This window comes from Telluria sp. LT1R51-2 (assembly GCF_059685775.1).
The window spans coordinates 766003-787236 of the sequence record NZ_JCASIM010000002.1; the positions used below are offsets into that span (position 1 = coordinate 766003).

Annotated in this window: 20 protein-coding genes; 8 read left to right on the forward strand and 12 right to left on the reverse strand. The window is 64.0% G+C overall.

What is annotated here, in order from left to right; translation table 11 throughout:
- Positions 1 to 82: 82 nt before the first annotated feature.
- Entirely contained in the window at positions 83 to 1558 is a 1476-nt protein-coding gene (gene dacB, locus AC56LH_RS21650) for a D-alanyl-D-alanine carboxypeptidase/D-alanyl-D-alanine endopeptidase (protein WP_499649565.1), read from the reverse strand.
- A gap of 10 nt (positions 1559 to 1568) precedes the next feature.
- The gene (locus AC56LH_RS21655) at positions 1569 to 2807 is read right to left on the reverse strand and encodes a nucleoside recognition domain-containing protein (protein ID WP_258836846.1); all 1239 of its coding nucleotides are present in this window, start codon (positions 2805 to 2807) and stop codon (positions 1569 to 1571) included.
- Between the two features lie 215 nt (positions 2808 to 3022).
- Between AC56LH_RS21655 and AC56LH_RS21660 the strand changes: the two genes are divergently transcribed.
- The 3 genes from AC56LH_RS21660 (at position 3023) to AC56LH_RS21670 (ending at position 9111) form a co-directional block, all read left to right on the forward strand.
- Entirely contained in the window at positions 3023 to 4801 is a 1779-nt protein-coding gene (locus AC56LH_RS21660) for an ABC transporter substrate-binding protein (RefSeq protein ID WP_499649567.1), read from the forward strand.
- A 212-nt stretch (positions 4802 to 5013) separates the two neighbouring features.
- Entirely contained in the window at positions 5014 to 7869 is a 2856-nt protein-coding gene (locus AC56LH_RS21665; RefSeq protein ID WP_499649569.1) for a TonB-dependent receptor domain-containing protein, read from the forward strand.
- Positions 7870 to 8061: 192 nt separating this feature from the next.
- Positions 8062 to 9111, forward strand: a complete 1050-nt coding sequence (locus AC56LH_RS21670; protein ID WP_499649570.1) for a S66 peptidase family protein — start codon at positions 8062 to 8064, stop codon at positions 9109 to 9111.
- Positions 9112 to 9116: 5 nt separating this feature from the next.
- Here AC56LH_RS21670 and AC56LH_RS21675 read toward each other — a convergent pair whose 3' ends face one another.
- The 6 genes from AC56LH_RS21675 to AC56LH_RS21700 all read right to left on the reverse strand — a co-directional run bounded on the left by AC56LH_RS21675 (position 9117) and on the right by AC56LH_RS21700 (position 14534).
- Positions 9117 to 9665 (reverse strand): GNAT family N-acetyltransferase, encoded by a 549-nt coding sequence (locus AC56LH_RS21675; protein ID WP_499649572.1) that lies wholly within the window; start codon positions 9663 to 9665, stop codon positions 9117 to 9119.
- Positions 9662 to 10789 (reverse strand): acyl-CoA dehydrogenase family protein, encoded by a 1128-nt coding sequence (locus AC56LH_RS21680; RefSeq protein WP_499649574.1) that lies wholly within the window; start codon positions 10787 to 10789, stop codon positions 9662 to 9664. The genes AC56LH_RS21675 and AC56LH_RS21680 overlap by 4 nt, the downstream gene beginning before the upstream one ends.
- A 19-nt stretch (positions 10790 to 10808) precedes the next feature.
- A complete protein-coding gene (locus AC56LH_RS21685; RefSeq protein WP_499649576.1) occupies positions 10809 to 11477 on the reverse strand; it encodes an SDR family oxidoreductase in 669 nt (222 codons plus the stop codon).
- 85 nt (positions 11478 to 11562) lie between these two features.
- Complete coding sequence (locus AC56LH_RS21690; protein WP_499649578.1) at positions 11563 to 12762, reverse strand: acetyl-CoA C-acyltransferase; 1200 nt, start codon at positions 12760 to 12762, stop codon at positions 11563 to 11565.
- Positions 12763 to 12788: 26 nt separating this feature from the next.
- On the reverse strand, positions 12789 to 13973 hold the full coding sequence (locus tag AC56LH_RS21695; RefSeq protein WP_499456039.1) for an isovaleryl-CoA dehydrogenase: 1185 nt from the start codon (positions 13971 to 13973) through the stop codon (positions 12789 to 12791).
- A 138-nt stretch (positions 13974 to 14111) separates the two neighbouring features.
- Entirely contained in the window at positions 14112 to 14534 is a 423-nt protein-coding gene (locus tag AC56LH_RS21700; protein WP_499649580.1) for a MerR family transcriptional regulator, read from the reverse strand.
- A 133-nt stretch (positions 14535 to 14667) separates the two neighbouring features.
- Here AC56LH_RS21700 and AC56LH_RS21705 point away from each other — a divergent pair, with 133 nt between their 5' ends.
- From AC56LH_RS21705 to AC56LH_RS21715, 3 genes are all read left to right on the forward strand, one after another.
- Complete coding sequence (locus tag AC56LH_RS21705) at positions 14668 to 15732, forward strand: MBL fold metallo-hydrolase (RefSeq protein WP_499649582.1); 1065 nt, start codon at positions 14668 to 14670, stop codon at positions 15730 to 15732.
- Between the two features lie 261 nt (positions 15733 to 15993).
- Positions 15994 to 16407, forward strand: coding sequence for a hypothetical protein (locus tag AC56LH_RS21710; protein WP_499649584.1), 414 nt, complete (start codon positions 15994 to 15996; stop codon positions 16405 to 16407).
- A gap of 139 nt (positions 16408 to 16546) precedes the next feature.
- Positions 16547 to 16720 carry a hypothetical protein gene (locus AC56LH_RS21715; RefSeq protein ID WP_367610019.1) on the forward strand — a complete coding sequence of 58 codons (174 nt, stop codon included), beginning with the start codon at positions 16547 to 16549 and terminating at the stop codon, positions 16718 to 16720.
- A gap of 33 nt (positions 16721 to 16753) precedes the next feature.
- Here AC56LH_RS21715 and AC56LH_RS21720 read toward each other — a convergent pair whose 3' ends face one another.
- Both AC56LH_RS21720 and grxD read right to left on the reverse strand, forming a co-directional pair.
- Positions 16754 to 17356: a UbiX family flavin prenyltransferase gene (locus AC56LH_RS21720; RefSeq protein ID WP_499649586.1), complete on the reverse strand. Its 603-nt coding sequence runs from the start codon at positions 17354 to 17356 to the stop codon at positions 16754 to 16756.
- A gap of 4 nt (positions 17357 to 17360) precedes the next feature.
- Positions 17361 to 17675 (reverse strand): Grx4 family monothiol glutaredoxin, encoded by a 315-nt coding sequence (grxD, locus tag AC56LH_RS21725; protein WP_183555074.1) that lies wholly within the window; start codon positions 17673 to 17675, stop codon positions 17361 to 17363.
- Positions 17676 to 17707: 32 nt separating this feature from the next.
- Between grxD and AC56LH_RS21730 the strand changes: the two genes are divergently transcribed.
- Together AC56LH_RS21730 and AC56LH_RS21735 are read left to right on the forward strand one after the other, a co-directional pair.
- Complete coding sequence (locus AC56LH_RS21730) at positions 17708 to 18106, forward strand: hypothetical protein (protein ID WP_332531259.1); 399 nt, start codon at positions 17708 to 17710, stop codon at positions 18104 to 18106.
- A 105-nt stretch (positions 18107 to 18211) separates the two neighbouring features.
- A complete protein-coding gene (locus AC56LH_RS21735; RefSeq protein ID WP_499649588.1) occupies positions 18212 to 18496 on the forward strand; it encodes a hypothetical protein in 285 nt (94 codons plus the stop codon).
- Between the two features lie 10 nt (positions 18497 to 18506).
- Here the strand turns inward: AC56LH_RS21735 and AC56LH_RS21740 are convergent, their stop codons facing one another.
- On the reverse strand, positions 18507 to 18845 hold the full coding sequence (locus AC56LH_RS21740; protein WP_499649589.1) for a GNAT family N-acetyltransferase: 339 nt from the start codon (positions 18843 to 18845) through the stop codon (positions 18507 to 18509).
- A gap of 10 nt (positions 18846 to 18855) precedes the next feature.
- Entirely contained in the window at positions 18856 to 21207 is a 2352-nt protein-coding gene (locus AC56LH_RS21745) for a Tex family protein (protein ID WP_499649591.1), read from the reverse strand.
- Between the last annotated feature and the right edge of the window lie 27 nt (positions 21208 to 21234).

A 21234-nucleotide genomic window follows, 5' to 3' on the forward strand; every position in this document is an offset into this window, starting at 1 on the left:
TCGAAACTAACAAAATGTATCAGTTCATTAATTATTTTGTTAGTTTTGCAAGATAACCCGGTTCAATCCCGTGACAATTTGCTTAACGTTGCATTGCAGCTGCCTGCGTCGTACCCGAGCGGGCCACCCAGTCGACCAGCACATCGAGCACCGCGCGGCCGCGCCCGTCGCCAGCCCGTTCGCTGTTGACCATCGCCACCACCACGCACAGATTGCCGTTCGCATCCGGCACGTAGCCGGCCACTGCCGTAACGTTGCGCAGCGTGCCGGTTTTCAGGCGCGCGCGCCCGGCGGCCGGCGTGCCGGCCAGGCGCCGGCGCATGGTGCCATCGACCGCGCCGATCGGCAGGCTGGCCTGGAATTCGGGCGCCCATGGACTCTTCAAGCCCGCCTGCAGCAGGCTGCCCATCTGCTGCGCGCTGATGCGCTCGATGCGCGACAGGCCCGAGCCATTGTCGATCACGAACCCGGTGTCGTCGATGCGCTGCGCGCGCAGCCAGTCGCGCACCGCGGCATCGGCGCGCGCGAAGGTGGTGACCTCGCCAGACGGCAGCGCCAGGCTGCCGTCGACGGGATCGCCCTGCAGGCTGCCCAGGCTCAGAAACAGCAGGCGCGCCAGCGTGTTGTCGGACGTCTTGTTGATGTCGCGGACCAGTTCGGGCAAGGCGCGTGCGGCGTGCGCAGCCAGCACGCGTGCGTCAAGCGGCGTGGCGCCGGTGATCGTGCGGCCACTGAGCGTGCCGCCCAGATCGGTCCAGGCGCGGCGCACGAAGCGGCCGACGTAATCGTCGCGGTCGAGCACATTGATGCTGTAGCTGCGGTTGCAGTTCTTCGGGAAGGTGCCGCGCAAGACCAACTCGATGCGGCCATCGGGCGCGCGGCGCGTCTCGGGCAGCTGCCAGCCGTCTTCCCACTTCGCGCAATCGCGCTCGACCAGCGTCATCGCCGACGTGACCGACACGCGTTCGAGTTCCGGGTACATGCGCAGTTGCAGCGTCGATCCGGTCGCGCGCATGTCCAGCTGCAGCATGTTCTTGTTGAGGAGGAGGGCGTCGGGAATCACGTTGTAATACGCGTCGGGCGACTCGTCGAACGGCGGCAGGCCGACGTCCGGCCGGGCCGGCTGGAACAGGCTGCGATCGAGCACCAGGTCGCCCTCGATGCGCTCGATGCCCTGATAGCGCAGCGCGCGCAGCATGGCCTCGAGATGCTCACCGTCCAGGTCGGCGTCGGCGCCGCCCTTGACGTACAGGCTGCCGCGCAGCACACCGTCTTTCACATCCCCGGTCGTGCGCAGCTCGGTGCGGCCGCGGAACGTGGGGCCAAGGCGTTCGAGGCCGATCAGCGTCGTCACCAGCTTGATCGTCGACGCCGGCTGCATCGGCAGCGCCGCCTGGTGCGACAGCACGGCGGCGTCGCCGCGCAGCACGAGCAGGCCTACCTCGCTTGCTGCGATGCCGCTTTGCTGCATCAGCTGCGCCACCGGCGCCGGTAGCTGGGCCTGGGCGAGCGACGTGGCGCACAGCAGCGACAGGACGAGGGTGGCGCGTTTGAACATGCGTGAATCCTTAACCGAAGAAGAGATAGGCCACGAAGATCGCGGCGATGATGCCGACCAGGTCGGCCAGCAGGCCATAGCTGACCGCGTAACGCGTCTTGCGGATGCCGACCGAGCCGAAATACAGCGCGATGATGTAGAACGTGGTGTCCGATGCGCCCTGCATGATGCTGGCCAGGCGGCCGACGAACGAGTCCACGCCATAGGTCTTGATCGCATCGATCATCATGGCGCGCGCGCCGCTGCCCGAGAGCGACTTCATGAGCGCGGTCGGCAGCGCGCCGACGAAATCGGTCTGCAGGCCCAGCGCAGAAAAGACCCAGGCAAAGCCGCTCGTGACCATGCCGAGGATGCCCGAGTTGCGCACCACGCTGATCGCCACGATCATCCCGACCAGATAGGGGATGATCTTGATCGACGTTTCGACGCCGCCCTTGGCGCCTTCGATGAAGGCCTCGAACACATTGACCTTCTTGAGCAGCGCCCCGGTCATGAACGCGGCGATGACGCCAAACAGCACCAGGTTGGCGGCGACCGACGACACCAGCTGGATCTGCGTCTTGTCGAGGAAGTAGGTGAAGGAGAGGACCATCGACGCAATCAGCGCTGCAGTGCCGCCGATCCAGGCGAAGATCACCGGATCGAACAGGTTGATGCGCTGGCGCAGGCCGACCATGATGATGCTGAAGATGGTGGCGGTGTAGGTCGCGATCAGCGTCGGGATGAAGATGTCGGCCGGGTTGGCCGCGCCCAGCACCGCGCGCTGGGCCATCACGGCCAGCGGGATGATCGTCAGGCCCGAGGTCTGGATTACCAAAAACATCAGCTGCGCATCGGTGGCTTCGTCCTTGTTCGGATTGAGCGACTGCAGGCTTTCCATGGCCTTCAGGCCAAACGGCGTGGCCGCGTTATCGAGGCCCAGCATATTGGCCGAGAAGTTCATCACCATGTGGCCGTTGGCCGGGTGGTTGCGCGGCACGCCGGGGAAGATGCGCGAAAAGAACGGGCCGATCACGCGCGCGAACAGGTTGATGGCGCCGGCCTTTTCGCCGACATTCATGATCCCGAGCCAGAACGTCATGACGCCAGCCAGCGGCAAGGCGATGTCCATCACGGCCATCTTGGCCGAGTCGAAGGTGCCGTCGATGATACGCTTGAAGATTTCGGTGTCGCCAAGGAAGAGCCACTGCGCCATTGCTGCGAGGAAGCCGACGAGGAAGAAGCCTGTCCAGATGTAATTGAGTGCCATCGATAACCAGTAAATGCTGAGGGGTGCTGATCGGTGCTGATCGAAGCGTTGCCGCCGGGTTCGGACGATTGTGCAGCGCCCAGGGGCCAAGGGCAAGCTGCGTGGATGAAAGAATGCAGCCGCGCCATGCGCAAAAGTTATGAGCGTTGCTTGCCAGGGCGCAGCGCGCCTATGATACGGCACGCCCGATGGGACGCTCCAAAGGATCTGCCGTCATGAAATTTCGCTCCGCCGCTGCCGCGCTGTTGTCGCTGTCATTGTTTTTGCCATGCCCGGCCGTCCAGGCACAAGACAAGGTCCTGCACATGTTCCTCTCCACCAGCGAGACGGGACTCGACCCGGCCGTGGCGTCCGACAACGCCACGCTGTCGCTGCTGGAAAACCTGTTCGATCCGCTGCTGCGCTACGACTACCTGGCGCGTCCGGCCACGCTGCGCCCCAACACGGCCACCGCCATGCCAACCGTCAGCAGCGACGGGCTGACGTATACCTTCCGCATCCGCCCCGGCATCCATTTCACGCCCGATCCTGCGTTCAAGGGCCGCAAGCGCGAAGTCACGGCCGCCGACTATGTCTACAGCCTCAAGCGTTTATATGATCCGGCACTCAAGTCGCCCTGGGCGTATATGTTCGAAGGCAAGATCGCTGGCGACGCCGCGCTGCGCGCGCGCTTCGGCCCGGACGTGCCGGTGGCCGGCCTGCAGGCGCCGGACCGCTACACGCTGCGCATCCAGCTGACTGCGCCCGACAACAATTTCCTGTTTTATCTGGCGACGGCGGCCAGCAGCGTGGTGGCGCGCGAAGTCATCGAAGCCTATCCGGGCCAGGCGGGCAATCACCCGATCGGCACCGGGCCGTTCATGCTGGGGGAGTGGAAACGCAGCGATCGGATCGTGCTGCTGGCCAATCCGGACTCCACCGCCGTGTTCGCAGCCACGCCGGGCGACGACCCGGAGGACCGGGCGATTGCCGCCGCACTGAATGGCAAGCGCCTGCCGCGCGTGGACCGGGTCGAGGTGCGCATCGCCGAAGAATTCCAGGGCCGCATGCTGGGCTTTCTGAATGCCGACTACGATTACCTGGAGCAGATCCCCGAATCGATGACCGAGATGGTCGTGCACGACGGCGCCCTGAAACCCGACCTGGCCGCGCGCGGGATCGTGCTGTCGCGTTTTCCGGTGCTACAGACCTACTATATGTGGATGAACATGACCGACCCGGTCGTGGGCGGCTACAGCCAGGACCGCATTGCACTGCGGCGTGCGATCTCGATGGCGTACAACAGCGCCGAAGACATTGCGCTACTGAAGAAAGGGTTTGCGATCAAGGCCGAGTCGCCGCTGCCGCCGAATGTGCGCGGCTACGATCCGCGCTACCGCAGTCCGGTGCCGTACGACCCGGCGCTGGCCAATGCCTTGCTCGACCGGCATGGCTACAACGGGCGCGACCCGGACGGTTTTCGGCGCGCGCCCGATGGCAAGCCGCTGACCTTGACGATGCACAGCGAAGCGACCGTGGGCGGGCGCCTGCGCGACGAACTCTGGCGAAAATGCCTGAATGCCATCGGTGTGCGTGTCGTGTTCAAGTCCGACAAGAAAACCGAGATCATCAAGGCCTCGCGCCTCGGAACGGTGCAAATGTTCGAGAGTAACTGGATCGCCGATTTCCCCGATGGCGACAACTTTTATCAGCTGTTGTATGGACCCAATGCAGGGCGGGCCAACTACGCGCGCTTCAACCTGCCTCAATACAATATGCGCTATGAAAAAGCACGCTTGCTGCAGGATGGTGCAGAGCGAAACAGACTGTATTTCGAGATGAACCAGCTGCTCCATGCGTACAACCCGTGGGTACCGTTGACCCATGTTTTATCGGGTGATTTACGGCATCCGTGGTTGAAAAACTACAAACGTCATCCCGTCGAATTCACGAACTGGCGCTACCTCGATATCGATGTTGCGCAAAGGGCACGCTTGGTCAGGGGCAAGCGATAGATTCCGTTAGTTTTCCCGCAAGAAAATATTCCCGCTGGTTATACTCCCCTCCGGATAATTCATTGGCTTGTCACAAAATTGTGAGCGTACTCTGAATTGAAAACATAACGTAATGCCAAGAATTAATTTGGCATGCGACACGCAGGTCGGCGCAGTGCAGTCCAATACAGTGCGCCGGCCGAAGACCGCCCCGGAACGCAAGGAGAAACATCGTGAAATTGAAGAAACTGGCCCAGCTGATTGCCTTGATGGGAGCGGTCGCCCCCGCTGCAATGCCGCTCGTGGCGCAAGCGCAAACCGACACGTCGATGCAGCGGGTGGAAATCACCGGCTCGAGCATCAAGCGTATCGCCAAGGAGGGCGCGCTGCCGGTTGAAATCATTTCGCGCAAACAGATCGAAGACCAGGGCATCGTGACGGCCGAGCAACTCATCGCTACGCTGAACATCAATGGCAATGGCTCGGACAATCTGGCCTCGAACGCTGACGTCACGTCGGGCGCCCAGCGCGGCAACAACGGCGCGTCGAGCGCCAACCTGCGCGGCCAGGGTTCCGATTCGACGCTGGTGCTGCTCAACGGCCGGCGCGTCGCGACGCACGGCATGAAGGGCTCGGCGGTCGACCTGAATTCCATCCCTATGGCGGCGGTCGAGCGCGTCGAAGTGCTCAAGGATGGCGCGTCGGCCGTATACGGCACCGACGCCATCGGCGGCGTGATCAACTTTATCCTGCGCAAGAACTACAAGGGCCTGGAAGCACAGGCCTTCACCGACGTGGCCGAGGCGAGTGGCGGCGAAATCGGCCGCGCCAGCCTCACTGGCGGCTGGGGCGACCTCGATACGCAGGGCTGGAACGTGCTGGCGACCCTGTCGCACAGCGAAAACAAGGCGCTGCGCGGCAACCAGCGTGATTTCGTCAACACCTTCCAGCCGAACCGCGGTGTGTCGGTCGATACGCGCGGTACGCCGAGCGGCAATATCTTCGCCACGACGCTGGCGCCAACGCTGCTCTCGCGCACCGGCACCGGCCCGACCCTGCCGGGCAGCAGCGTCGCCTACAACGGCATCAGCCTGCTCGACCTGCCGGGCGGCGCCGGGTGCGACAGCGTCGACGGCATGGGCGCGTACGACGAAAAGCTGTGGGACACGCCGGGCGCCGCCTATGGCTGCGCCTGGGATACGGGCCGCGCCGCCGTGCTGCAGCAGCCGGTCAAGAACACCAATGCGCTGGGCCGCGCCACCTTCCGCATCGGTGAGCATGAGCTGTTTGCCGAAGGTGTCGCCTCGCGCGTCGAAGTCTCCAAGCGCTTCTCGCCGAACCAGATTTCGCCATCGGCGTCGACCTTCGGTCCGAGCTCGTTCTACCCGAGCACGGGCGCGGCTTACAACGACGTCTACAACGCACTGGTCAAGACCTTCCCGGGGATCTCGGCCAACTACGGCTTGCCGATTGCGTACCGCTGGCGCTGCATGGAGTGCGGCAACCGCGAGATCACCACCGAGACCAAGGCCAGCCGCGTGCTGGTGGGCGCCGATGGGCCACTGACCCTGTTCGGCAACCGCTACGATTATCGCGTCGGCCTGTCGCGCGCCTACAGCGAATCCGAATCGCTGCTGGGCACCGGCTACAACTACACGGTGGCGCTGCGCGATGTGCTCGGCTCGGGCATCGTCAACCCGTTCCTGCTGCCGGGCCAGACCCAGAGCCAGGCCGCGATCGATGCGATTCGCGCCACCTCGGCTGCCGGTGTCGTCATGTACGGCGGTAAAACGACGCTGACCCAGTTCGACGCCGCGCTGTCGGGCGAGATCTTCAAGCTGCCGGCCGGCGCCGTGATGATGGCGCTCGGTACCGACCTGCGCCGCGAAGAATACAAGTTCAATGGCGACCTGCGCGCCGTCAGTGCGCGTCCGGCGATCCTGAATGCGCCGTTCGATGACGTCAACGCGTTGCCGAAGGTGAGCCGCGACATCAAGGCCGTGTATGCCGAGATGCTGGTGCCGGTCACGCAGGCGCTGGAGCTGACCTTCGCCATCCGTCGCGACGATTACACGGGCTTTGGCGCGACGACCAATCCGAAGGTCTCGTTCCGCTACCAGCCGATCCCGCAACTGATGTTCCGCGGTTCGTACAACGAGGGCTTCCGCGCGCCGTCGTTCAATCAGCTGTTCAACGGCGTAACCGAGAGCCAGTATGTCGGCAAGGACCTGGCCGATCCGGCCACGTGCCCGAGCGGCCGTGTCGACACCGCAGTCGCCGGTTGCCAGGCCGTCAATCCGGTCGTTCTCACCGGCGGCAAGAACACGCTGGGTCCGGAAACGGCCAAGCAGGCCAGCCTGGGCGTCGTGTTCGAGCCGGCCGGCGGCTTCTCGGCCAATGCCGACCTGTGGGAAATCCGCAAGGAAAACACGATCGACTCGTTCAACGCGGTGACGATGGTCGCGAACTACAACCTGTTTCAGGACCAGTTCATTCGCGACCAAGCCGGCAACCTGGCATTCATTGACCAGCGCTGGCTCAACGCCGGCGAGCGCATCACGCGCGGCCTCGAAGTCGGCGCCCGCATGACCGGCAAGTTCAGCACCGGTTCGATCTGGGGCATCGGCATCGACGGTTCGCGCCTGCTCGAGAAGAAGTCGCGCGCCACGAAGAACGCCGAATTCGGCGAGAGCGAAATCGGCCGCTTCCTGTACACCGGCGACCTGGGCCTGAAGTGGAAGCACAGCGCGTACGTGACCTACAAGTACGGCAACTGGAGCGGCATGCTGCAGAATATCTTCCGCTCCGGGTACACCGACCAGGTGCTGCCGGGCGTGGCCAGCGGCCGCATCAAGCCGTCCGAGTACAACAGCAAGGTGGACGACTACTCGATCTTCCACCTGACCGCAAACTACACGGGCTTCAAGAACCTGACGCTCACCGCCGGCATCAAGAACATCCTGGACGAAGACCCACCGTTCGCGATCACCTACGACAGCAACACGGGCGCCGGCAGCAGCTGGGAGCCGCGTGTAGCCGACCCACGCGGCCGTTCGTTCACGATGATGGCCACCTACAAGTTCTTCTGACCAAAAAGCGGGGGTCAGGTCTGACATTCGGACACGAGCTCGACAATCGAGTAGTCGGCACTGGCTGGAGCCGGGCCAAGCTAATACTGTGCAAGACACCATTGGAAGTGGCTAAGGCTGAGGTCGTGTCTGAATGTCAGACCTGACCCCAGCTGTGCCCGGGCCTTTTTCATTCAGGATTGCCTACCGCGCATGAAGATCAACCGCCGCAGTTTTGGCGCCATCGCCGCTGCCATGTCCACTATCGCGTCCGGCGCTGCCGCTGCGCGCGTGCCTTCGCGTCCCATGCACAAGCTGATCAAACCTCCACGCCTGCGCCAGGGCGACGTCGTCGGCCTGATTGCGCCGGGCGGCTACACCAACGATGCCGCCATCGAGAAAGCCGTGCGCAATATCGAGGCGCTGGGTTTCAAAGTCAAACCCGGCGCCTATCTGCGCGAGGTGTTCGGCAACTATGCAGGATCGAGCCAGCAGCGCCTGGCCGACCTGCATGCGATGTTCGCCGATCCCGAGGTCAAGGCAATCTGGCCGATTCGCGGTGGCTCGGGCTGCATCTCGCTGCTCTCGGGCCTGGATGTCGCGCTGATCCGCCGTAATCCGAAAGTGCTGATCGGGTATTCCGATATCACGGCGCTGCACCTGGCGATCCTTAAACAGACGGGCCTCGTGACGTTCCATGGGCCGGTGGCTTCATCGACGCTGACCGACTATGCGACGCAGCACATGATGGCGGTGCTGACCGAACCGCAGGCGCGCTACACGATTCCGATGTCGCTTGAAAACGCCGAACGCGCCGCGCAGGAGCCGCACTTCGGCATCCATACCTTCACGCATGGCGTGGCCACGGGCCCGCTCATGGGCGGCAACCTGTCGATGGTCGCGGCGCTGGCCGGCACGCCGTATGCGGCCGATATCAAGAACAGCATCCTGTTCCTGGAAGACGTCAACGAAGCGCCGTACCGGATCGACCGCTGGATGACGCAGCTCGACCTGGCCGGAGGCTTTGCCAATGCGGCGGCGCTGGTGGTGGGGATTTGCCAGAACTGCGGGCCGGAACACGAGGAGGTGTCACTGACGCTCGAGCGCACGCTGGCATTGCACCTGCATCCGCTGGTGATTCCGGCAGTGAGCGGCTATTCGATCGGGCATATCCGCAACCAGTTCACGCTGCCCATGGGTGTGCGCGCAACGCTCGACACACATGCGCAGACGATCACGCTGCTCGAAGCGGCAGTGTCGTAGGGCGGTCAGCGAAGACGCCGGCTCATCGTCACCGAGCCGTGCGACTCGCCATCGATCCGGTACAGGTCATGCACCTCGCCGGTGACGACGAACCCGGCGCGCTCGTACAGCCGGCGCGCTGCCAGATTGCCCGACAGGACATCCAGGTCGACCCATTCGAGTGGCGGCGTGACACTGGCCCACGCCAGCGCGTGCTCGACCAGCTGGCGGCCCAGTCCTGCACCGCGGTGATCGCGGTGCACGCCCATGCCCAGCAGCGCGCGGTGTGCGGCGGCGACTTCGGGCCGCGCGCGCAGGTCGATGTGGCCGGCGATCTCGCCCCGGCCGTCGAGCGCGAGCCACATGCGGCGCCAGCGCGGCTGGCCGAACGGCACGGTAAAACTGGCGGCGAACGACGCCGCCTTGTCGGGTGGCAGGCGCGACTGCCCGCGCGAGATGGGCTGGAACAACGGCACGGCGCCGCGGCCGTTTTCCTGCAGCTGGTCGTCCAGGTACATGAACAGCTGCGGCAGCTGTTCGGGCACCAACGCCTGCAGGGTCAACGGCCCGTTCACAATGCGCGGGCGATCAGGATCTTCTGGATGTCGCTGGTGCCTTCGTAGATCTGGCACACGCGCACATCGCGGTAGATGCGTTCGACGGGGAAGTCAGCCACGTAGCCGTAGCCGCCGAACACCTGCATCGCATCGGACACCACGCGCTCGGCCATTTCGGACGCGAACAGCTTGGCCATTGCGGCCTCCTTCAGGCAGGGCAGGCCGGCATCCTTCATCGACGCCGCATGCAGGATCAGCTGGCGCGCGGCCTCGATCTTCATCGCCATCTCGGCCAGGCGGAACTGCACCGCCTGGTGCTCGAAGATCGCCTTGCCGAAGCTCTCGCGGTCCTTCGCATACGCCAGCGCGGCCTCGTAGGCGGCGCGCGCCATGCCGACCGCCTGCGACGCGATGCCTATACGGCCACCCTCCAGGCCCGACAGCGCGATCTTGTAGCCCATGCCTTCGTCGCCGATGAGGTTCTCCAGCGGAATGCGGCAATTGTCGAACACGATCTGCGCCGTGTCCGACGAGTGCTGGCCCATCTTGTGTTCGACGCCGGCCACGATGTAGCCAGGCGTGTTGGTCGGCACCCAGAAGGCGCTGATACCCTTCTTGCCGGCCGCCTTGTCGGTGACGGCCATGACGATCGCCACGTCGCCGTACTTGCCGCTGGTGATGAACTGCTTGGTGCCGTTGATGACGTAATGCCCGCCATCGCGCACGGCGGTCGTGCGCAGCGCGGCAGCGTCGCTGCCGGTGTGCGGCTCGGTCAGCGCGAATGCGCCCAGCAGCTCGCCCTGCGCCAGGGGCCGCAGCCACTGCTGCTTCTGCGCTTCGCTCGCATACATCATCGCGATGCTGCATACGGGGCAGTTGTTGACCGAGATGATGGTCGAGACGCCGCCATCACCGGCCGCGATTTCTTCGAGTACCAGCGCGAGCGCCACATAATCCAGGCCGGCGCCGCCATACTGCTCCGGCACCGCCACGCCAAAGGCGCCCAGCGCCGCCAGTTCCTGCAATTCTTCGCGGGGGAAGTGGTGCTCACGGTCCCAGCGTGCAGCGTTGGGGGCCAGACGCTCCTGGGCAAAGCTGCGCAGGGCGTCGCGGATCATCTGGTGTTCGTCGGACAGGATCATGGGGTCTCGCTATTGTGTGTTACCAGGCGATCGGCTCGCCGTCGTGGTTCAGGAAACTGCCGTTGGCGCCCGCGTCCACCCTGGCCAGCGTGGCACGCAGATCGCGCACGCTATCGTGCACGGTGAGCGCTGCGCCACTGCCGCCCATGTCGGTCTGGACCCAGCCCGGATGGAAGGCTATGCAGGTCACGCCTTGCGCGCCATAGGTGACCGAGGCGTCCTTGAGCACTGAATTCAGTGCGGCCTTGCTGGCGCGGTACAACGTGCCGTCGGTGCCCGAGCGCTCGCCGATGGAGCCCATGCGCGACGACAGCACTGCCAGCTTGCCTTTTGAGTCGGCCAGCAACGGCGCAACCACCGGAATCAGGCGCATCGCCGAGAGCACATTGGTGTGCATGACGGTGTCGAATTCGGGGCCGGTCGGAAAGCTCCCCTGACTCGGGCCATACACGCCGGCGACCAGCCAGGCGCTGTCGATCTTTTCGTCGTCCAGGCGCCAGGCCAGCGCGGCGATCGATGCGGCATCGAGCACGTCGAGCTGGTGCGCTTCGGCGCCCAGCGCGACGAGGCCATCGCAGTCTTCCTGCTTGCGTGCGGTGGCAATGACGCGCCAGCCATCCTGGCGATATTGGGTGGCCATTTCATGGCCAATGCCGCGCGAGGCGCCGACGATCAAAACGGTGGGCATGCGGTGCTCCTTGTGAAGGGTTGGTAGAACAAGACCTTCAATAGTCGCATGCTTTGTTCATCGTTGCAGCGCATCGCGGGCGGGCTTACACCAGCTCGATCGCCATCGCCGTGGCCTCGCCGCCGCCGATGCACAACGCCGCCACACCGCGCTTGCCGCCGGTGCGCTTGAGCGCGCCGAGCAGCGTGACGACGATGCGCGCACCGGACGCGCCGATCGGGTGGCCCAGCGCGCAGGCGCCGCCGTGCACATTGACCTTCTCGTGCGGGATGGCCAGGTCGCGCATCGCCGCCATCGGCACGGCGGCAAACGCTTCGTTGATTTCGTACAGGTCGACGTCGCCCGCCGTCCAGCCGGTTTTCTTGAACAGCTTCTGCATCGCGCCGATCGGGGCGGTGGTAAACAGGTTCGGTTCCTGCGCATGCGTGGCGTGACCGAGCACGCGCGCGATCGGCGTCAGGCCCAGTTCTTTGGCGGTTGACTCACGCATCATCACGAGGGCAGCGGCGCCGTCGTTGATCGACGACGACGACGCAGCGGTGACGGTGCCATCCTTCTTGAACGCGGGTTTGAGTGACGGGATCTTGTCGATCTTGGCCTTGAGCGGGCCTTCGTCCTTGTCGATGACGGTCTCGCCGGCGCGGCTGGTGACGGTGACGGGCGCGATTTCCCAGTCGAAGCCGCCGTCCGTGCTGGCAGCCTGCGCGCGCTTGACCGAGGCAATCGCAAAGTTGTCCTGCTCTTCGCGCGTGAAGCCGTAGCTGGCCACGCACTCTTCGGCGAAGGTGCCCATCGAGCGGCCTTCGCCCGTTTTTTCGTTGCGCGAGTAGGCGTCTTCGAGGCCGTCGAGCATCATGTGGTCGAACATCGGCGCGTGGCCGATGCGGTAGCCGCCGCGTGCCTTGGGAATCAGGTACGGCGCGCCGGTCATCGATTCCATGCCGCCGGCAACCACGACATCGGCGCTGCCGGCCACCAGCTGGTCGTGCGCGAAGATGGCGGCCTGCATCGCCGAGCCGCACATCTTGGAGAGCGTCACGGCGCCGGTGGACATCGGCAGGCCGGCCTTGAGCAGCGCCTGGCGCGCCGGGGCCTGGCCCTGGCCCGCCATCAGGCAGTTGCCGAAGTAGACGTGTTCGACGGCGGCAGGATCGACGCCGGCGCGCTGCACGGCGGCCTGGATCGCGACCGCGCCCAGGTCACTGGCGGTCTTGCTGGAAAAATCGCCCTGAAAGGCGCCCATCGGGGTGCGCGCGGCGCCGACGATAACGACTGGATCGTTCATGGTGTGGGTCTCCGGATCTGAAGGAATTACATGGTCTCGCCGAACAGCTCGCGGCCGATCAGCATGCGGCGGATCTCGCTGGTGCCGGCGCCGATTTCGTACAGCTTGGCGTCGCGCCACAGGCGGCCGACCGGGTATTCGTTGATGTAGCCGTTGCCGCCCAGCGTCTGGATCGCTTCGCCGGCCATCCACGTGGCTTTTTCGGCGCTGTACAGGATGGCGCCGGCGGCGTCCTTGCGCAGGGCGCGGATCTGCTCCGGGCCGTTAGCGCGGTCGCAGGCCTGGCCGACTGCATATACATAGGCGCGACACGCCATCATGGTCGAGTACATGTCGGCGATCTTGCCCTGCATGAGCTGGAATTCGCCAATGGCCTGGCCGAATTGCTTGCGATCGTGAATGTACGGCACCACGACGTCCATGCAGGCCGACATGATGCCCAGCGGGCCGCCCGACAGCACGGTGCGCTCGAAGTCCAGGCCCGACATCAGGACATTGACGCCCTTGCCAACGCCGCCCAGCACGTTCTCGACGGGTACCTCGCAATCCTGGAACACCAGTTCGCCCGTGTGCGAACCGCGCATGCCCAGTTTGTCGAGCTTTTGCGCGATCGAGAAGCCTTTGAACCCTTTTTCGATCAGGAAGGCGGTCATGCCGCGCGCGCCTGCCTCGGGGTCGGTCTTGGCGTAGACGACCAGCGTGTCGGCGTCGGGGCCGTTGGTGATCCACATTTTGGTGCCATTGAGCACGTAGCGGTCGCCCTTGAGCTCGGCGCGCAGGCGCATGCTGACCACGTCCGAGCCGGCGTTCGGTTCCGACATGGCCAGCGCGCCGATGTGCTCGCCCGAGATCAGCTTGGGCAGGTAGCGCTGCTTCTGCGCTTCGGTGCCGTTGCGCTTGATCTGGTTCACGCACAGGTTCGAGTGGGCGCCGTAGGACAGGCCGACCGATGCCGAGGCGCGCGAGATTTCTTCCATCGCCACGATGTGGGCCAGGTAGCCCATGTTCGCGCCGCCGTATTCCTCGCTCACCGTGATGCCCAGCAGGCCGAGTTCGCCCATCTTCTTCCACAAGTCCATCGGGAACTGGTCGCTGCGGTCGATCTCGGCCGCGCGCGGCGCAATTTCGCTGGCGGCAAATTGCTGGACGGCTTCGCGCAGCGCGGCGATGTCGTCGCCATGGTCAAAAGTCAGGCCTGGAAGGTGCAGCATGTCGTCCTCGCGGTGAACAGTGGTGAATTGAGAAGGGGTGCGCGACAATCATACTCGCGTGTTACGTTAACGTAAACGTCAAACAGCAGGCAAAAAAAGGGCGCGGACAAGTTGTCAGCACCCGTTTCGCGTGCAGACTCAGGCGGCGTTACGACTTGCGTCCGCGTCGCTGTCGCCGTGATTGCCGCTCAGCAGGCGGCGGCATTCGTCTTCGTGGGCGACGATTTCTTCCAGCGCCATCTCGATATCGGCGCGTTGCTGTTCGAGCGTCACGCGCTGCTGGCCCAGCACGGCGAGGAAGCGGTCGATCTGCGCCTGCGTGTCTTTTGGCGACTCGTACATGTCGACGATGCTCTTGATCTCGGACAGCGTCAAACCCAGGCGCTTGCCGCGCAGGGTCAGCTTCAGGCGGGTCCGGTCGCGTGGCGTGTACACGCGGTTGCGGCCGCCCACGCCTTCGCGTTTTGGACTGAGCAGGCCCTGGTCTTCATAGAAACGGATGGCCCGTGCAGTGATATCGAATTCGCGCGCCAGTTCGGCGATGGTGTAGGTAGTCGGCATGGGGTTCTGTAGCATTTGGGAAACAACCAAAAATCGCGTAAAATCGAAACAAGCAGTAACTTCCGTTTACGTAAATTGTCGTTGCGTCGTATTGTAGCGCGCCCGCTGTTCCGCCAGAAAAGGAAAGATTTGCATGAATGCGCTTGAATCCCAACTGTCGTATGCGTTCGGCGAGACGATCCCGGTACCCGGCGAGGCGCTCCAGATCGTTCCGGGTCTGCGCTGGGCGCGCATGCCGCTGCCATTCGCACTGGACCACGTCAATCTGTGGCTGCTGCAAGACAATGTCGAGCAGGATGGCGCAATGCGCACCGGCTGGAGCCTGATCGACACCGGCGCCGGCACCGACGCCACCCGCGCCGCCTGGGAACAGCTGCTGGCCGACGGGCTGGACGGACAAGCGCTGGTACGCCTCATTGCCACCCACTGCCACCCCGATCACGTCGGACTTGCTGGCTGGCTGTGTGAGCGCTTTGGCGCGCCGTTCTGGACCACAACCGGTGAATTCGGTTTCATGCGCATGATGGCCGCCGCATTGCCGGGCGTCGACGGCCCGTCGGCCATCCCGCATTTCGAGCGCCACGGCTTGCGCGACGCCGCGATGCTGGACCAGATGGGCAGTCGCCGCAACTACTATCCGTCGCTGGTGCCGACCGTGCCGCTGGCCTATACGCGACTGCAGGATGATCAAAATGTCACAATTGGGGGGCAATTGTGGCGCGTGATCACCGGGTTTGGCCATTCGCCGGAACACGCCTCGCTGTACTGCGCGAAGTTGAACATCCTGGTGTCCGGCGACATGGTATTACCACGTATCTCGACGAACGTTTCGGTGTTCGCCGTGGAGCCCGATGGCAACCCGCTGCAACTGTATCTGGACTCGCTCGGCAAGTTTGCCGACCTGCCCGAGGATGTATTGGTGCTGCCATCCCACGGCAAGCCGTTTCGCGGGCTACACACGCGCATCCGGCAATTGCGCGAGCACCATGTAGAGCGGCTGGCCGAGGTGATTGCAGCCTGCGCGGTGCCGCACTCGGCGGCCGATATCGTGCCCATCATGTTCCGGCGCCCGCTCGATGCACATCAGCTCAGCTTCGCCCTTGGTGAAGCGCTCGCCCACTTGCACAAGCTTTGGTATGACGGTCGACTGACCAGGGTCGCAGGCGCCGACGGGGTGTTACTTTTCACGCAAATCTAACACCTGATATGTCACCATCGGATACATATTGAACAGCACATGCATTCCATTGGACTGTTCTAAGTAATGGTACGTAGTTGTTTCATTTCAGTTAATTGGATTTTCGATACCAACCGTTCTTGTAAGAATTGCTGTTGGGAATTCGACGAATCGCGTGTAAAACTATTAAAAAACCACATCTTTGTTACTTTTTAGTTGTATAGTCTACAGATGAGGTTTCTCGTCTGAAAAACCGTCCTCTGTCTAACAACAAGTATCACAATGAATTCAACAAACGAACGGGAGAGCTTCAGCGAACGCCTCCAGCATGCCCTGAAGAACGCTCACTACTCCCCGGACAGCCCTACGCGTCTGGCGCGAGAATTCAATATCCGCTTTGAAGGTCGTCCGATCACGGTCCACGCGGCCCGCAAGTGGCTGGTCGGCGAAGCGATTCCAACCCAGGAAAAACTGCGCATGATCGCCCAATGGCTGGGCGTGCCGGCCGACTGGCTGCGTTTCGGCGGCGCCGAGCAGGCTGCCGGCGACGCCGGTGCCGCTGGCGCACGCTTCGAATCGGCCGACGTCAAGCTGATCGCCGACCTGCAGCGCCTCGATGAACATCACCGCCAGCTGGCGCGCGAGTTCATTCGCATGCTGGTGCGTGTGAATCATGCGAAGCCGGACGCGAAGTAAACAGCCATCGCAGTAGCGTTATTGCCGGTTTGCACTTTTGTCATGCAGAACAGTACAAAAAGGCTGGTCTGGTCCATAATCTGATCAGGTGGTAGCGGTTTCCGCCACCGTTTCAGGTTCACCCAGGAGCAGCTGACGCATGCGAAACAACTACGCCAATACCGCCCAGCTCAAGGATTTGATGACGGTGCCGCCGATGACGGCAGCGCGTCATGCTGAACTGATGCGAGAACGCAACGCCCGGCGGCGAATGCTCGAAGAAGCGCGTGACTTGAAAAAGTCCGAAGACTACCGTTACGACGACAAACGCTGATGCAACCCATGCCGGCGCAAGCCGGCATGTCGGTTACTCCGGCCTGTCGTTCTGTTCACCCTTCATGCCGCCCCAGCGCGCGGCCTGGTCATTTTCGATCCCCAGCAAGTCCATGACACGGTCTACCGTGTGCTCGACCATGTCTGCGATCGTCGCAGGCCGGTGATAAAAGCTGGGTAATGGCGGGAAGACGATGCCGCCCATTTCGGTCACCGACGTCATATTGCGCAAGTGGGCCAGGTTGAACGGGGTTTCGCGCACCATCAGCACCAGGCGCCGGCGTTCCTTGAGGATCACGTCGGCAGCGCGCGTGACGAGGTTGTCCGAGAAACCGTGGGCCACGGCGGCCAGTGTCTTCATCGAACAGGGTGCGACGACCATGCCATCGACCTGGTACGACCCGCTGGCAATGGACGCGCCGATATCGCGGTTGCGGTGCACGACGTGGGCCAGCGCTTCGACGTCCCGGCGCTGCAGGCCCAATTCCTGGTGCAGGGTCAGCGTGGCGGCGTCGGAAATGATCAGGTGGCTTTCGATACCTGGCGTTGCGTGCAGCCGCTTGAGCAGCTGCACGCCATAGGTTGCGCCGGTCGCGCCGGTGAGGGCGACGACAATACGGCGCGGACGATCAGCCATGCAATCAGCCGTTTTTCAGCAGGGTCTGCAGTTCGCCCGATTCGTACATCTCGTTCATGATGTCGGTGCCACCGATGAACTCGCCGTTCACATACAGCTGCGGCACGGTCGGCCAGTTCGAGTAGTCCTTGATACCCTGACGCACTTCAGCGTCGTCCAGCACGTTCACGGTAGCGACGTTGTCGACGCCGCACGCTTTCAGCAGCTGGATGGCACGGCCGGAAAAGCCGCACTGTGGGAACTGGGCAGTGCCTTTCATGAACAGCACGACCGGGGTCGAGGTCACGGTGTCTTTGATCCAGGTTTGAACGTCGCTCATTTGATGTGTGCCTTTTGGAGAGGAATGGGTTGATGGCGCCATTCTATAAGAATTCGACGTGGACGGCATCGGTGACCATTACGGCGCTGCGGTATCATGCCCGGTTCAAGATGACGGGAAACACGATGAAGAACACGTTCGCTACCTTGCCCATCGCGGCCCTGTGGGTTTTTGCCGCGCTGCTGGGTTTGCCCGCACTGTATGACGGCGCCAATGCCTTGAGAAGCGGCCGCGCGGTCGACGTCTTCGTCCAGATCGGCCCGTTGATGATGGCGCTGTTTCTGGCCTGGTGCGCGCTGCAGCGGCGCGCCGGCCGGCTGGCGCTGTTGACCTCGCCGCGCGTCACGCTGATCGGCTTCATCTGCTTTGGCGCCTTCGCCGGGTGCTTCCTGATCAAGCTCGTGCTGCGCAACACGACCCTGTTCGCCTGAGCATCTGGCGCGCCCCGTCAATGCCTGCGTCAATGCATGCGTCAGTGCCGGCGCCCGGCATTGCGGTATGATCGCGCCGTTTGTCACCATCCACCGGAGCACCCGATGCAGCAACCCCGCCGCCGCGTACCATCGCCGAACGCGAACCTCGTGATCGCCGCCCTGCTGGGCATTCCTGGCATCCTCAATATCTACACCGGGTTCACGCGTCCGAGCCCGGGCGACATCCTGTCGGGGATCGCCGCGCTGATCTACGCACTGCTGCTGGTGCGCGACGCGCTGCACATCAAGAAGACGGGCGCACCGGCGATCCCGCAGCACAAGATGCTGCTGATCGGCTTTGGCTGTCTGGGCGTGTACCTGATCGGCATCCTGATCAAGCACAGCTGAAGCAATGGCGTCAGGACAGGCGCCGGCCGAGACAAACCGATGCCGCGCGGCCGACATACCGGCCGTACGGCGCCGCCAGCACGTGCGCGCCGGCGCCGCTGCCGGGCCGCGCATACATCCGCTTGAGTTCCCCGATATCGCCCGCGAGCGCGCGCATGGCGCCGCAACCGACTGCGCTGCCTTGTGCGTCGTAGGCCAGCACGAAGCAGGCGCCTGCGCCCCGACAATCCTGCGGATCGAACGAGGCCGCGCCGCTTTCGCCGGTGATTGCCGCCAGCGCCGCATCGAGTTCTGCTACAACACGCCGCGCGTCGGCGTGATCCGGATCGACGTGGACGACGCGCAGCATTGGCCGCTGGTTATTTGCGCAGCTTGGCAAACGCATCGGCCATCGCGCCGCCGGCCGGCGCTGCCGTGCGTTCCTGGCGCTGGTGCTGCTGCACGCGCTTGGCGTCGTTGCGGTCGGGGCGCTGCGCAGGCTGCGCGCCCGGTTGCGGCGCGCTGTCCGTCAGGCGCATCGTCAGCGCGATGCGCTTGCGCTTCGGGTCCACTTCCAGCACCTTGACTTTGACCACCTGGCCGGCCTTGACGACCGTGTGCGGGTCCTTCACGAACGTGTTCGACAGCGCCGAGATGTGCACCAGGCCATCCTGATGCACGCCGATGTCAACGAACGCGCCAAACGCGGCGACGTTGGTGACCACGCCTTCCAGGATCATGTCGGGGCGCAGGTCCGAGATCTGCTCCACGCCATCCTTGAAGGTGGCCGTGGTGAACTCGGGCCGTGGATCGCGGCCCGGTTTTTCCAGCTCTTTCAGGATATCGGTGATGGTCGGCACGCCGAACTTGTCGTCTGCGTACCTGGCCGGGTTCAGGCTTTTAATGAGTGCGCCGTCGCCGATCACGGCCTTCATGTCGCGCTTGACGTCGAGCAGGATTTTTTCGACGAGCGGGTAGGATTCCGGGTGCACGGCCGATGCATCCAGCGGGTTGGCGCTGTTCATCACGCGCAAAAAGCCCGCTGCCTGCTCGAAAGTTTTCTCGCCCAGGCGCGGCACTTTTTTCAGCGCCGCGCGCGAGGCGAATGCACCATGCGTGTCGCGATACGCGACGATGCCCTGCGCCACCGTGGACGACAGGCCGGACACGCGCGCCAGCAGCGGTGCCGATGCGGTGTTCACGTCCACGCCGACGGCATTCACGCAATCCTCGACCACGGCGTCGAGCGAGCGCGCCAGCTGGCTTTGCGAGACGTCGTGCTGGTACTGGCCCACGCCGATCGACTTTGGATCGATCTTGACCAGTTCGGCCAGCGGGTCTTGCAGGCGGCGCGCAATCGAGACGGCGCCGCGCAGCGACACATCCATGTCGGGCAATTCGCGCGAGGCGAATTCGGACGCCGAATAGACCGATGCGCCGGCTTCCGAGACGACGATTTTTGTGAGCTTCAGGTCGGGCTGCTGCTTGATCAGATCCTGCGCCAGCTTGTCGGTTTCGCGTGAGCCGGTGCCGTTGCCGATCGAGACCAGCGACACATTGTGTTTCGCAGCCAGCAGGCCAAGCGTATGCAGCGCGCCGTCCCAGTCATTGCGCGGCTGGTGCGGATAGACCGTGGCGGTATCGACCACCTTGCCGGTGGCGTCGACCACCGCGACCTTCACGCCGGTGCGCAGGCCAGGGTCCAGGCCCATCGTCGCGCGCGGGCCGGCCGGTGCGGCCAGCAGCAGGGCCTTGAGGTTGCGCGCGAAGACGCCGATCGCATCGAGTTCGGCCTTGTCGCGCAGCGCGCCCATCAACTCGGTATCCAGGTGCATGAAGCTTTTCACGCGCCAGGTCCAGCGCGCCGTATCGAGCAGCCATTTGTCGGCCGGACGACCCTGTGCCTTGATGCCAAAGCGCGCCGCGATGCGGCCTTCGCACGGATTGAGCGGTGCATCCCACTTCGGTTTTTCGGGTTCGGAATCCAGGCGCAGCGCCACGTCCAGCATGCCTTCGCGGCGACCGCGGAGCAGCGCCAGCGCGCGGTGCGACGGCACCGCGGCCAGTGGCTCGCTGTAGTCGAAATAGTCGGCGAATTTTTCGCCCTCGTCCTGTTTGCCGGCGACGACCTTCGATTCGACGACGCCGTGTTCCTGCACGTACTCGCGCAGCGTCTGCAGCAGCGCAGCGTCTTCGGCAAAGCGCTCCATCAGGATCTGGCGCGCGCCATCGAGCGCCGCTTTGGTATCAAGCACGCCGGGGTTGGCGCCGCCGTCAGCGTTGGTGAACGCCTCGCGCAGATAGCCTTTCGCGATGGCCTCGGGATCCTGCTGCGGGTCGGCCAGCAGGGTCTCTGCCAGCGGCGCCAGGCCTGCCTCGATCGCGATCTGGGCCTTCGTGCGGCGCTTCTGCTTGTACGGCAGGTAGAGGTCTTCGAGACGCGTTTTATCTTCGGCCAATGCGATCGACTCCAGCAGCGCGGGCGTCATCTTGTTCTGCTCCGTGATCGACGCGATGATCGACGCGCGCCGGTCTTCCAGCTCGCGCAGATAGCGCAGGCGTTCTTCGAGAAGGCGCAGCTGGATGTCATCCAGGCCGCCGGTGGCTTCCTTGCGGTAGCGCGCGATGAACGGCACGGTGGCGCCTTCGTCGAGCAGGGCGATGGCGGCGGCCACCTGGGCTGGCCTGGCGGCGAGTTCTTTGGCGAGGCGTTGTTCAATGGAGGGCAGCATAGGCAGTGGCAAAGCGGGGATCGTGGA

Excerpts from the sequence above, each read along its gene's own strand:
- dacB (WP_499649565.1), bottom strand. The coding sequence starts at position 1,558 with ATGTTCAAACGCGCCACCCTCGTCCTGTCGCTGCTGTGCGCCACGTCG.
- AC56LH_RS21655 (WP_258836846.1), bottom strand. The coding sequence starts at position 2,807 with ATGGCACTCAATTACATCTGGACAGGCTTCTTCCTCGTCGGCTTCCTC.
- AC56LH_RS21660 (WP_499649567.1), top strand. The coding sequence starts at position 3,023 with ATGAAATTTCGCTCCGCCGCTGCCGCGCTGTTGTCGCTGTCATTGTTT.
- AC56LH_RS21670 (WP_499649570.1), top strand. The coding sequence starts at position 8,062 with ATGAAGATCAACCGCCGCAGTTTTGGCGCCATCGCCGCTGCCATGTCC.
- AC56LH_RS21680 (WP_499649574.1), bottom strand. The coding sequence starts at position 10,789 with ATGATCCTGTCCGACGAACACCAGATGATCCGCGACGCCCTGCGCAGC.
- AC56LH_RS21685 (WP_499649576.1), bottom strand. The coding sequence starts at position 11,477 with ATGCCCACCGTTTTGATCGTCGGCGCCTCGCGCGGCATTGGCCATGAA.
- AC56LH_RS21690 (WP_499649578.1), bottom strand. The coding sequence starts at position 12,762 with ATGAACGATCCAGTCGTTATCGTCGGCGCCGCGCGCACCCCGATGGGC.
- AC56LH_RS21695 (WP_499456039.1), bottom strand. The coding sequence starts at position 13,973 with ATGCTGCACCTTCCAGGCCTGACTTTTGACCATGGCGACGACATCGCC.
- AC56LH_RS21700 (WP_499649580.1), bottom strand. The coding sequence starts at position 14,534 with ATGCCGACTACCTACACCATCGCCGAACTGGCGCGCGAATTCGATATC.
- AC56LH_RS21705 (WP_499649582.1), top strand. The coding sequence starts at position 14,668 with ATGAATGCGCTTGAATCCCAACTGTCGTATGCGTTCGGCGAGACGATC.
- AC56LH_RS21710 (WP_499649584.1), top strand. The coding sequence starts at position 15,994 with ATGAATTCAACAAACGAACGGGAGAGCTTCAGCGAACGCCTCCAGCAT.
- AC56LH_RS21715 (WP_367610019.1), top strand. The coding sequence starts at position 16,547 with ATGCGAAACAACTACGCCAATACCGCCCAGCTCAAGGATTTGATGACG.
- AC56LH_RS21720 (WP_499649586.1), bottom strand. The coding sequence starts at position 17,356 with ATGGCTGATCGTCCGCGCCGTATTGTCGTCGCCCTCACCGGCGCGACC.
- grxD (WP_183555074.1), bottom strand. The coding sequence starts at position 17,675 with ATGAGCGACGTTCAAACCTGGATCAAAGACACCGTGACCTCGACCCCG.
- AC56LH_RS21730 (WP_332531259.1), top strand. The coding sequence starts at position 17,708 with ATGGCGCCATTCTATAAGAATTCGACGTGGACGGCATCGGTGACCATT.
- AC56LH_RS21735 (WP_499649588.1), top strand. The coding sequence starts at position 18,212 with ATGCAGCAACCCCGCCGCCGCGTACCATCGCCGAACGCGAACCTCGTG.
- AC56LH_RS21740 (WP_499649589.1), bottom strand. The coding sequence starts at position 18,845 with ATGCTGCGCGTCGTCCACGTCGATCCGGATCACGCCGACGCGCGGCGT.
- AC56LH_RS21745 (WP_499649591.1), bottom strand. The coding sequence starts at position 21,207 with ATGCTGCCCTCCATTGAACAACGCCTCGCCAAAGAACTCGCCGCCAGG.